At 62.4% G+C, this 11,531-nt stretch carries 8 protein-coding genes and 1 pseudogene; 3 read left to right on the forward strand and 6 right to left on the reverse strand.

Translation table 11 applies throughout. From position 1 onward, the window contains the following. Positions 1-31: 31 nt before the first annotated feature. Positions 32-2,305, forward strand: coding sequence for a ribonuclease R (rnr, locus tag RA20_RS20310; RefSeq protein ID WP_039132968.1), 2,274 nt, complete (start codon positions 32-34; stop codon positions 2,303-2,305). A 34-nt stretch (positions 2,306-2,339) separates the two neighbouring features. On the opposite strand, the gene RA20_RS20315 is transcribed toward rnr, so the two are convergent. Next, on the reverse strand, positions 2,340-2,762 hold the full coding sequence (locus RA20_RS20315) for a DUF1801 domain-containing protein (protein WP_039132970.1): 423 nt from the start codon (positions 2,760-2,762) through the stop codon (positions 2,340-2,342). A gap of 83 nt (positions 2,763-2,845) precedes the next feature. On the opposite strand from RA20_RS20315, the gene RA20_RS20320 reads away from it, so the two are divergent. Continuing rightward, on the forward strand, positions 2,846-3,613 hold the full coding sequence (locus RA20_RS20320) for a helix-turn-helix transcriptional regulator (RefSeq protein ID WP_152618573.1): 768 nt from the start codon (positions 2,846-2,848) through the stop codon (positions 3,611-3,613). An 8-nt stretch (positions 3,614-3,621) separates the two neighbouring features. Further along, positions 3,622-4,950 carry a lytic murein transglycosylase gene (locus RA20_RS20325; RefSeq protein ID WP_446720161.1) on the forward strand — a complete coding sequence of 443 codons (1,329 nt, stop codon included), beginning with the start codon at positions 3,622-3,624 and terminating at the stop codon, positions 4,948-4,950. 121 nt (positions 4,951-5,071) lie between these two features. Here RA20_RS20325 and RA20_RS20330 read toward each other — a convergent pair. From RA20_RS20330 to RA20_RS20350, 5 genes and pseudogenes are all read right to left on the reverse strand, one after another. Next, positions 5,072-5,917, reverse strand: a pseudogene (locus RA20_RS20330) (ABC transporter permease); the annotation flags it as partial. A 14-nt stretch (positions 5,918-5,931) separates the two neighbouring features. Continuing rightward, on the reverse strand, positions 5,932-7,203 hold the full coding sequence (locus RA20_RS20335; RefSeq protein ID WP_039132978.1) for an ABC transporter permease: 1,272 nt from the start codon (positions 7,201-7,203) through the stop codon (positions 5,932-5,934). A 91-nt stretch (positions 7,204-7,294) separates the two neighbouring features. Beyond that, positions 7,295-8,395 (reverse strand): extracellular solute-binding protein, encoded by a 1,101-nt coding sequence (locus tag RA20_RS20340; protein WP_039132980.1) that lies wholly within the window; start codon positions 8,393-8,395, stop codon positions 7,295-7,297. Positions 8,396-8,471: 76 nt separating this feature from the next. After that, the gene (locus RA20_RS20345; RefSeq protein WP_039132981.1) at positions 8,472-9,572 is read right to left on the reverse strand and encodes an ABC transporter ATP-binding protein; all 1,101 of its coding nucleotides are present in this window, start codon (positions 9,570-9,572) and stop codon (positions 8,472-8,474) included. A gap of 368 nt (positions 9,573-9,940) precedes the next feature. Next, on the reverse strand, positions 9,941-11,335 hold the full coding sequence (locus RA20_RS20350; RefSeq protein WP_039132984.1) for an aspartate aminotransferase family protein: 1,395 nt from the start codon (positions 11,333-11,335) through the stop codon (positions 9,941-9,943). Positions 11,336-11,531 lie beyond the last annotated feature (196 nt).

The raw sequence follows: 11,531 nt of genomic DNA on the forward strand, positions 1-11,531 counted from the left end.
CGCCGCCTGCCCGCCGTGATACGCGGGATTTATGAGCCGTATTCCCTCCAAGGCCGAAATCCTCGACTGGATCTCCGCCAACCCGACCCAGACCACCAAGCGCGACATTGCCCGGGCCTTTGGCATCAAGGGCGCCGACCGTATCGACCTCAAGCGCATCCTCAAGGAGCTGGAGGCGGAGGGCCACTTGCAGAAACGCAAGAAAACCTACCGCGACCCGGACCAGCTGCCGCCGGTCACGGTGCTGGAGGTGAAGGCGCCGGATGCGGATGGCGATCTCTACGGGCGCCCGCTCGAATGGCATGGCGAAGGCGTGGAGCCGATTATCCTGATCCTGCCCAAGGCCTCGGATCCGGCCCTGGGCCAGGGCGACAAGGTGCTGGTCAAGCTGCAGCTGGTGAAGGACGAGGACCACAATTACGAGGCCCGTCTGATCCGCCGTATCGGCAGCAACCCGAAACGGGTGCTGGGCATCTTCCGCGCCGGCTCCGAGGGCGGGCGGGTTGTTCCGATCGACAAAGCCTCGTCCAACGAATGGATGGTTCTGCCCGACGGGGTGAACGGCGCCAAGGACGGTGAACTGGTTGAGGCCGAGCAGGCCGGACCCAAAGGCCGGATGGGCCTGCCCCGTGCCCGCATCGCCGAACGGCTGGGAGATCCCACCGCGCCCAAGGCCGTTTCGCTGATTGCGATCCACCAGCATGGCATCCCCGATCACTTCCCCGACAAGGTGATGGCTGAAGCGGACGCCGCCAAGCCGATGGGCCTCAAGGGCCGCGAGGACCTGCGCGAGCTGCCGCTGGTCACCATCGACCCGGCCGACGCGCGCGACCACGACGACGCCTGCTATGCCCATGCCGACGACGACCCCAAGAACCCCGGCGGCCATGTGATCTGGGTGGCGATTGCCGATGTCGCCGCCTATGTGCGCCCGGGCTCAGCCCTGGACCGCGAGGCGAAGAAACGCGGCAACTCCAGCTATTTCCCCGACCGGGTGGTGCCGATGCTGCCGGACCGACTGTCGGGCGACCTGTGCAGCTTGCATGAAGGCGTGCCGCGCGCTTGCATCGCGGTGCGGATGCAGGTGGATGCCGAGGGCAACAAGCTCAGCCACAAGTTCGTGCGCGGGCTGATGCGCTCTGCCGCCTCGCTGCATTACGCCGAGGTGCAAGAGGCGCAGGATGGCAATCCGAACGAGAAAACCGCGCCCTTCCTCGACGATGTGATCAAGCCGCTTTATGCGGCATATGAGGCTCTAACAAAGGCCAGAGCCGCACGGGAGCCGCTGGATCTGGACCTGCCGGAACGCAAGATCGTGCTGGATGAGAACGGCAATGTGACCTCGGTGGCGTTCCGCGATCGGCTGGATGCGCACAAGCTGATCGAGGAATTCATGATCCTCGCCAATGTCGCCGCGGCTGAAACGCTGATCAAGAAACGCTCGCCGCTGCTGTTCCGGGTTCATGAGGAACCGGCACAGGAAAAGCTGGAAGCGCTGCGCGAAACTGCCAATGCAGCCGGGCTGAGTCTGGCCAAGGGGCAGGTGCTGCAGACCCGCCACCTGAACTCGCTGCTGAACCAGGCCGCCGGCACCGATGATGCGGAGCTGATCAACATCTCCACCCTGCGCTCGATGCAGCAGGCCTATTACAACCCCGAGAACTTCGGCCACTTCGGCCTCGCGCTGCGCAACTACGCGCATTTCACCTCGCCGATCCGCCGCTATGCGGACCTGATCGTGCACCGCTCGCTGGTCTCCTCGCATGGCTGGGGCGATGACGGACTGGACGCTGAAAGCATCGAACGGCTGGAGGACACCGCCACCCATATCTCGGATACTGAGCGGCGGTCGATGATTGCAGAGCGGGATACCACCGACCGCTATCTGGCATCGTATCTCAGCGAGCGGGTCGGCAATGAATTCGAAGGCCGGATCAGCGGCATTGCCCGGTTCGGGGCATTCGTGAAGCTGGACGAGACCGGCGCCGACGGGCTGGTGCCGGTGCGCTCGATCGGGCGGGAGTTCTTCCATTTCGATGCCCAGGCAGGGACGCTGACGGGATCGGACACCGGCCTGACTTTGGCCATCGGCCAGCGCGTGACCGTGCGGCTGACCCAGGCGGCGCCGGTCACTGGCGGGCTGGAGCTGGAACTGCTGGCTCTGGAGGACGCGCCCATGCCCTCCGATGGCGGCCAGCGCGGGCGCCGCAGCCCGGCAGGGCGCACCGTGAAACGCAAGGCGGCGAAATCCAAGCACAAGGCGGCCAAGGTGAAGCGTAAAGTGGAGCGCAAACGGCGGAAGTAAGCGCCTGTCTCCACGGGGACAGTCTGAGACTAGGTCAGGCGGGGATCTCCAGCGGTTTCCGGATTCTGTAGGTCAGCGCCCGCTTGATCAGCCAGCCGTGGCGGAGCGGTTCGATTTCTGCCGGATCCTCAAATAGAATTGCGCGGGTGCCCTCAAACCTGTCCCAGGCCGGGAAGGCTGCTGCGAACTCCGGGATCAGACGGCTTTGACAATGCACAAACAAGGCGAAGCGCGCTCCTTTGGGCACACCAAGCCGTATTGTAGAGCCTGTTCTGCGCTCCGGTGTCAGGTACGACGGCTGCCCCCAGCGCAGAGCCTCTTCGACCCGGCCGGCCTCGGGTGTTTCTGCAGCTGTGTCAAAAATCAGTTGCCGCAGCGCCAGCAGACCGTTGCGTGCTACGGCATCCGGAACATCAAAGGCGGCTTTCACCTGATCGCTGGCAAAGGGGGGCTGCATCCCGGGGCTCCTGGCTTGGGTCTACTATTAGATTAGAGCATACTGATGCCAGAAACTGTCATCAGCAAATGGGATGATTCAGCATGTCCCGCACTCTTCGCCTGTTCCAGCTGATGCAAGCCCTGCGGCTTGGCCCCGGCCCGCACACCGCGGCGCGGCTGGGGGAAGAATTGGGGGTCTCCCCCCGCAGCATTCACCGGGACATTGCCACATTGCGCGAGATGGGTGCGGTCATCGATGGCGAAGCGGGTTACGGGTTCACGCTGATCGAAGACAACGCGCTGCCGCCGATGGGGTTCCGCGATACCGAGCTGGAGGCACTGGTGCTGGGCCTGCGCGAGGTGGAGCAGATCGGCGATCCTGAGCTGGCCACGGCAGCTTCGGAAGCCTTGCGCAAGCTGCAGTCGCGGCTGCCGCAGCGGCAAGCGCATCGGCTGCGCCATGCGGTGCTGGCGCCTTACAGGTTTGCCCGGCCGATCCCGCCCGCGATTTCCGCGCAGGCGCTGCGGCAGGCCGCCTGGGATGAGGTGGAGGTTCGGTTCGGCTACACCGACGGCAAGGGTTCCGTAACCGAGCGCCAGGTGAAGCCGCTGAGCGTAGTCTATTTCGACCGCTCCACCGTGCTGATTGCCTGGTGCTGCCTGCGCGAGGCGGTGCGGGTGTTCCGGCTGGACCGGATGCGGGACTTTCAGGTGACCGCCCAAAGCTTCCGGCCGCACCGGGTGACGATGCTGCGCGAGGCCTTGGACCATCTGCGCGAGGAACGGCAGGCGGAGGCCCGCACAGACAGCGACTGCGCCCTTTACCCGAAAGATGCGCCGGCTAGACTGGACCCGGGCAGAAAAGAATGAGGTGCATCATGCGCAGATGGGTTGCGGCCTCCCTGATTGCAGGCGGGGCAATAGCGGCAGAGGCCGCGCCAGACACATCCCTGAGGCCTGCGCAGCGACCAGACCTTTCCAAACAAGAGGCGCAGAATGAGAATCTTCAGCTGGCTGCCGTTGCGGCCGTGAGGCCCGCTGCCCGTCCTGCCGCAGGTATCGCCGCGGATGCGGAACCGGTTGCGGCGGATGCGAACTTTCAGGGCTGGATTGAAGGATTTCGCAGCCGGGCCGTGAACCAGGGCATCAATGCATCTGTTTTGGACAAAGCCTTTTCCGGGGTGAGTTATGATCCAGAAGTAATCCGCCGCGACCGCAACCAGTCTGAATTCACGAAGACGATCTGGAGCTACCTGGACAGTGCAGCCTCGGCCCTGCGGGTCAAAAACGGCAAGGCAGCGCTCCGCAAACAGCAGGCGCGTCTTGACCAGATCGAAGCGCAATACGGCGTCGAGAAAGAGGTTGTGGTGGCAATCTGGGGTCTGGAAAGCAGCTATGGTGCCTTCCGCGGCAAAATGGACGTGATCCGCTCGCTGGCCACCCTGGCTTTTGACAGCCGCCGCGGCGCCTTTTTCGAAGGCCAGCTGCTGGCGGCGCTGAAAATCCTGCAGGCGGGCGATGTGCCGGCCCGCAAGATGACCGGCAGCTGGGCGGGCGCAATGGGGCATACCCAGTTCATCCCGACGTCTTATCTGGATTACGCGGTGGATTTCACCGGCGACGGGAAACGGGACATCTGGTCGGACAATCCAGTGGATGCACTGGCCTCGACCGCGGCTTATTTGAAGCAGTTCGGCTGGGTGCAGGGCCAGCCTTGGGGTGTAGAAGTGACACTTCCCAAAGGGTTTGACTACACGCTTGCCGACAGAGAGATCGAGAAGCAGCCCTCGGAATGGGCGGCGCTTGGCATTACTGGTCTGGACGGGCATGCGGTTGGCGATCATGGAAAGGCATCGATCCTGCTGCCTGCGGGCAGCGAAGGCGCTGCTTTCATGATTTTCGGCAACTTCGCAGTGCTGGAGCGCTACAACACCGCCGACGCCTATGTGATCGGGGTCGGGCATTTGGCTGACCGGATCAAGGGCGGCGCGGAAATCCAGGGGGACTGGCCGCGCGGCGACCGGGCGCTGACCCTGGCAGAGCGGGAAGAGCTGCAGGAGCGGCTGACCGGCGCAGGCTTTGATACCGAAGGGATTGACGGCAAGATCGGGCCGAAGACCATCGGGGCAGTACGCGACTATCAAGTGGCGAACGGGCTGACGCCGGACGGATACGCCTCCCCGCGGCTGCTGGAAAAGCTGAGGTAAGCGGGAGGAGGCCAGCCCCCTCTTGGCCTCCGGCCAATTCACCCCCGGAGTATTTCCGGCAAGATGAAAGACCAAAGGCCCCGCAGAACGGGGCCTTCATTGTTTTTTGGGCGGTTTGCGGTCAGCTGGGGCTCATGCCGCGCAGGCGCTCGGAGCGGCGGCGCAGCATTTCCACCGTGGCCAGCAGCATGATGGAGATCGCCACCAGGATCGTCGCAACCGCCAGGATGGTCGGCGAGATCTGCTCGCGCAGGCCGGTGAACATCTGCCACGGCAGCGTCCGCTGGCCGGCCGAGCCGACAAACAGCACCACCACAACCTCGTCGAAGGAGGTGATGAAGGCAAACAGGCCGCCGGAGATCACGCCCGGCATAATCAGCGGCATCTGGATCCGGAAGAAGGTGGTGACCGGATCAGCCCCCATGTTGGCCGCGGCGCGGGTCAGCGAGCGGTCGAAACCCACCAGCGTCGCCGTCACCGTGATGATCACAAAGGGAATGCCCAGTGCGGCATGGGCCAGGACGACGCCCATGTATGTCCCCTGCAGGCCGATGCGGCTGTAGAAGAAGTACATGCCGGCCGCGGAGATGATCAGCGGCACGATCATCGGCGAGATCAGGATGGCCATGATCGCCCGGCGGAACGGCACATGCGGCTGGCTGAGACCAATGGCTGCGAGGGTGCCGAAGGTGACCGAGACGATGGTCGCCATCGGCGCGATCTTCAGCGAGTTCCACATCGAGGTCTGCCAGGATTCATCCCCGAAGAAGTTCCGGTAGTGCTTCAGCGAGAACCCCTCAGGGTCCAGCCGCAGCATTTCCGGTGTGAAGGTGAAGAAGTCCTGCGCATTGAAGCTGAGCGGAATGATCACCACGATCGGTGCGATCAGGAAGAAGAAGATCAGCCCGCAGATCACCCGGAAGGAATAGTACCAGGCACGCTGGCCGGTGCTTGCATAAGGAGGAAGTGCACTCATGTCCGTTACCCCAGCTTCACGTTGTCGATGCCGACGATCTTGTCATAGACCCAGTAGAGGAGCAGGACGACCGCCAGAAGGATTGCGCCCAGTGCCGCACCCAGGCCCCAGTTGCCCGAGGTTGAGATGTGGTAGGCAATCAGGTTGGAGATAAAGGTACCCTTGGTGCCGCCGACCAGGGCCGGAGTGATGTAGTAGCCCACCGCCAGGATGAAGACGAGGATCGAGCCCGCGCCGATGCCCGGCACCGATTGCGGGAAGTAAACCCGCCAGAAGGCCGTCCAATCGGTGGCGCCCATGGATTTTGCGGCGCGCATATAGGTCGGGTTGATCGTCTGCATCACCGAATACATCGGCAGGATCATAAAGGGCAGCAGGATGTGGGTCATCGCGATGATGGTGCCAAGCTCGTTGTTGATCAGCACCAACCGGTTGGCGTCATCGACCAATCCGATCCAGACCAGCGTGTCATTGATCACCCCTTGCTGCTGCAGCAGGATTTTCCAGGCAGATGTCCGCACCAGCAGCGAGGTCCAGAACGGCAGCAGCACGAGGATCAGCAGCAGATTCGCCTTGCTGGCCGGCAGGTTCGCCAGCAGCCAGGCCACCGGGTAGCCGAGCAGAATGCAGCTGAAGGTGATGATCAGCGACATCCGCATGGTGCGGATCAGCATGGTGTTGTAGATGCGTTCATTCTCGGGGCGCATCTCGGCGCCATCGGCACCCAGCTGCATGTCAACCGCGTTGAGGAAGTAACCCGAGGTCCGGATGCCGGAATAGGTCTTGATGGTCTTCCACAGCTCAACGTCACCCCAGCCTTTGTTGAGGTCGATCAGCCGTTCACGGTAGGGCCCGTCATTCTCAACGTCCCATTTCTTAATCTTGCGGCCGGACTTGCGGAACACCGAGGCCATGCCCGGGTTTTCATAGTTCAGGCGCTTTGCAACCTTGGTGTGGGTTTTTGCATTGGCCGCCTCTTTCAGGTCAGCTGCCAGGGCCGCAAAGGCAGCCTCTTCGGGCAGCTGGTTCGACGCAGGATCCCAATCCTCCAGCGCCTGGACCGTGCGCGGCAGCACATCCTGGACGATGCGGTTGTCCACCGACCGGTACAGCATGTCGGCCACCGGCAGGATGAAGGTCAGCAGAATGAACAGAAGCAGCGGTGCGATCAGAAGCAGCGCGCGCATCTTCTGCAACCGCAGCGCCCGCGCCAGGCTGCGCTTGAGCGGCGTGCCGTCCGCCGCCAGCACTGGGCCGGATTGGCTAATATCGGTCATGGGGTTCCCCGTCGGGTCTTATCTTTTGTGGGGCGGGGGCCTGCGTTCAGGCGGCCCCCGCCGGGCCTTGTCCGTTCAGGATAAGGTCAGATTACTTGGCCAGCCATGCCTGGAACTTGGCGTCCAGATCGTCACGGTTGTCCGCCCACCATTCGTAGTCATAGACGTGCACGTTGGACGCGTTGGCCGGATCGGTCGGCATGTGCGGCGCCATGTCGATGCCCAGATCGGCGTGCTTGCCGACCAGCGGTGCCGAGGAGGCACGGGCCGGGCCGTAGGAGATGTACTTAGCCTGATCCGCCAGACGCTGGGTGTCGGTTGCGAATTTCAGGAAGTCCAGAACACGCGCACGGCGGTCTGCCGGCAGGCCTGCCGGAATGATCCAGCCGTCAAGGTCGAACGACTGCATGTCCCAGAGCATGCCGATCGGCTGGCCCTGCTCGGCAATTGCGGAGAACAGGCGGCCGTTGAAGGTCGAGCCCATCACAACTTCGCCGTCTGCCAGCAGCTGCGGGGTTTCCGCGCCGGCGGTCCACCAGACCACGTCGTCTTTGATGGTGTCGAGCTTGGCCAGCGCCTGGGCGACACCTTCATCGGTGCCCAGAACGTCATAGATGTCGTCCTTGGCCACGCCGTCGCAGTACAGCGCCCATTCCATGTTGTCGATCGGGCGCTTCTGCAGCGAGCGCTTGCCCGGATACTTTTCGGTGTCGAAGATCGCGCAGACGGTGTCCGGCTGGTCGATCAGGTCGGTGCGGTAGCCGAAAGTGGTCGAGTAAACGATCTGCGGCACAAAGCAGTCGCTGACGATCAGGTCGCCGAAGTCGTCGGTGGCGGAGGTGCCATCCGGGGCAGCGGCCAGGATACCGTCATGGTCCAGCTCTTCCGCCAGGCCTTCGTCGCACAGGCGCATCGAGTCGGACGCCACAACATCAACCAGGTCCCAGGTCACATTGCCCGCTTCGTTCATTGCGCGGATCTTGGCAACGGCCTCGGCAGCGCTTTGGCTCCAGGTGATTTTGACATCAGGGTTGGCTGCCAGATAGGGCTCGACATAGGCCTTGTGCTGGCTGTTTTCATAGGCGCCGCCCCAGGACACCAGGGTCAGCTCATTGGCCATTTCCTCGGCGAAAGCCGACGGCGCGCAAAGCGCGGTGGTTACCGCCAGTGCAGACAGTTTGCTGAGTTTCATAGAGAGTCTCTCCTTGTTGAATTCACATAAGTGAGGCCCCCGGTCGTTCTTCTGCCGGGGGTTTTGCGCGCGCGGATCAGGCGTCCAGCGCGCGGCAGTCTTCCGGCAGCCAGCCGATTTCAATCTGCTGGCCGGGCTGAAGACGGGTCTGGTCCGGAGCGTTCCGGGTCTTGATGATGAATTCATCGTTGCCGGCCACCCGCAGACGGGTGCGGAAGATGTCGCCCATATAGATGAACTCCAGTACTTCCGCCTTAAGCGTATGGACGCCTTCCTGCAGGCGTTCCTTATTGTATTCTACCCGTTCCGGGCGGATCGACACACGGGTGCGTTCGCCGGGGCGGGAGACGTTGACCGGCTTGCAGTCGATCAGTTCGCCATCGTCCAGCTGCACCAGGGCCACGCCGTTGTTGATTTCCTTGACAGTGCCTTCCAGCGTGTTGTTCTCGCCGATGAACTGAGCCACGAAGCTGTTTTCCGGGCTTTCGTACAGCTGATCCGGCGGCGCGATCTGCTGGATGCGGCCATCGTCGAACACGGCAACGCGGTCCGACATCGTCAGCGCCTCTGTCTGGTCGTGGGTCACGTAAACCACGGTGATGCCCAGGCGGTGCGCAAGATGGGTGATTTCGAACTGCATCTTCTCGCGCAGCTGCTTGTCGAGCGCGCCCAGCGGCTCGTCCATCAGAACCAGCTCAGGTTCGAACACCAGCGCCCGCGCCAAAGCGATCCGCTGCTGCTGGCCGCCCGAAAGCTGCGACGGGCGGCGGCCGCCAAAGGCGCCCATTTCCACCATGTCCAGCGCCCGCTTCACCTTTTCCTCGCGCTCGGACTTGCCCATCTTGCGGACTTCCAGAGGGAAGGAGAGGTTTTCCGCAATCGTCATATGCGGGAACAGCGCGTAGTTCTGGAACACCATGCCGATTCCGCGCTTGTGCGGCGGGATGTTGTTGATCGAAACCCCGTCCAGGCGGATGTCGCCATGGGTTGCGGTCTCAAACCCGGCCAGCATCATCAGGCAAGTGGTCTTGCCCGATCCGGACGGGCCAAGCATGGTCAGAAACTCGCCCTTGGGCATGGTGAGGTTGAGGTCTTTGACAACGAGATTTTCGCCATCATAGCTCTTTTGGACGCGTTCGAATTCAACGAACGCATCAACGTTTGACGCATCAGCCAAAGCAGGCTCCCCGTAGTTTTTTCTGTCCGGCAGATTTGCTCTGCACTTATTCGAAGTTAATCACACCAACGCTACCAAGCGCTAGAGATGAAAAAAATATTCTTTCCATGGAGAATCTACGAAATTCATACCGTGGCTCTCTCCCCAAGCGGAAAAGAATATCCTTAAAAAACACTAGTCCTGATTCTGGATGGTATACCGGACTTTTTGCGACGCAGCTCGGACGTTTTGCGCCACCCGTGGCGTTTAACTGGCACAAAAACGACTCTTTGCAAACCTCAACCGAAGAAAAAGGCCCGGCAAACCTGCTGCCGGGCCGAGTTGAGTCGGCGGGGATTGGCACCGCGATTGCGGCGCGGGGAGAAACCTCAGGCGCTGTGCAGCAGATCCTGCGCCTTCAATTCAGAATAGCATTCGTCGAGCGACTTGGCGGCGCGCTCGATCAGCACATCGATCTGCTCGGGCGTGATCACCAGCGGCGGCGAGATGATCATCCGGTCGCCCACGTGCCGCATCACCAGGTTGTTGGCAAAGCAGCGCTCGCGGCAGATGTAACCGACGGTGCCGGCATCCGAGGCAAAGGCCGCGCGGGCCTCTTTGTTCGGCGTCAGAGCGATGGAGCCCATCATGCCCACGATCTTGGCCTCGCCCACCAGCGGGTGATCAATCAGCGCTTCCCATTTCTCTTTCAGGTAGGGCGCCGCCACATCGCGCACATGGCCCAGGATGTTCTCCTCTTCCATGATGCGCAGGTTTTCCAGCGCCACGGCAGATGCCACCGGGTGGCCCGAATAGGTGTAGCCATGGTTGAACTCGTCGCCCGCGATCACTGAGGCGACCTCATCGCTGACAATGGAGCCGCCGATCGGCGCATAGCCGGAGCTGAGGCCCTTGGCGATGGTCATGATGTCGGGGCGGATGTTCAGGGTTTCGCTGCCGAACCAGTTGCCGGTGCGCCCGAAGCCGCAGATCACCTCATCCGCGATCAGCAGAATCTCATACTTGTCGCAGATGCGCTGGATTTCCGGCCAGTAGCTGTCCGGCGGCACGATCACACCGCCGGCGCCCTGCACAGGCTCGGCAATAAATGCTGCGACCCGGTCTTCGCCCAGTTCCAGGATCGCTTCTTCCAGCTCGCGCGCGCGCTGCAGGCCGAATTCCTCCGCCGGCATGTCGCCGCCTTCGGCCCACCAGTTTGGCTGATTGATATGGTGAATATCCGGGATTGGCATGCCGCCCTGCGCATGCATGCCGCTCATGCCGCCCAAGGAGCCGCTGCCGACGGAGGAGCCGTGATAGGCGTTCTTACGGCTGATGATAACGGACTTCGTGGGCTTGCCCTTCAGTGCCCAGTAGTGGCGCACCATGCGAATGTTGGTGTCGTTGGCCTCGGAACCGGAGCCGGCAAAGAACACATTGTTCAGATCACCCGGTGCCAGCTCGGCAATCTTGGCGGCCAGCGCAATGGCAGGCACATGGGTGGTCTGGAAGAAGGTGTTGTAATAGGGCAGCTCGCGCATCTGGCGGGCGGCAACCTCGGCCAGCTCATCACGGCCATAGCCGATGTTGACGCACCACAGGCCCGCCATCGCATCAAGGATCTGATGCCCTTCGCTGTCGGTCAGATGCACGCCGTCTGCGCGGGTGATAATGCGTGCGCCCTTCTGTGACAGCTCGCCATTGGCGGTGAAGGGATGCATGTGATGGGCGGCGTCCAGCGCCTGCAGCTCGGCCGTCGGCATGTGATTGGTGATAACGGTCATGGGACTCGCTCCTGAGAATGACTGATTGGCACCAGAATATGATCAAATTCTCAGGAGTCAATCGAATCAGTTAGCGCCCCTCAGCCCCTCCACCACGTGCTCCATGCCCTGACAGACGTCCCGCTCCATCGCCAAAGCAGCCATTTCCGCATCCTGCCGCCGCAGCGCATCCAGGATGTCCTTGTGGCGGTCCGGG

The organism is Leisingera sp. ANG-Vp (genome assembly GCF_000813725.1).
GTDB lineage: Bacteria > Pseudomonadota > Alphaproteobacteria > Rhodobacterales > Rhodobacteraceae > Leisingera.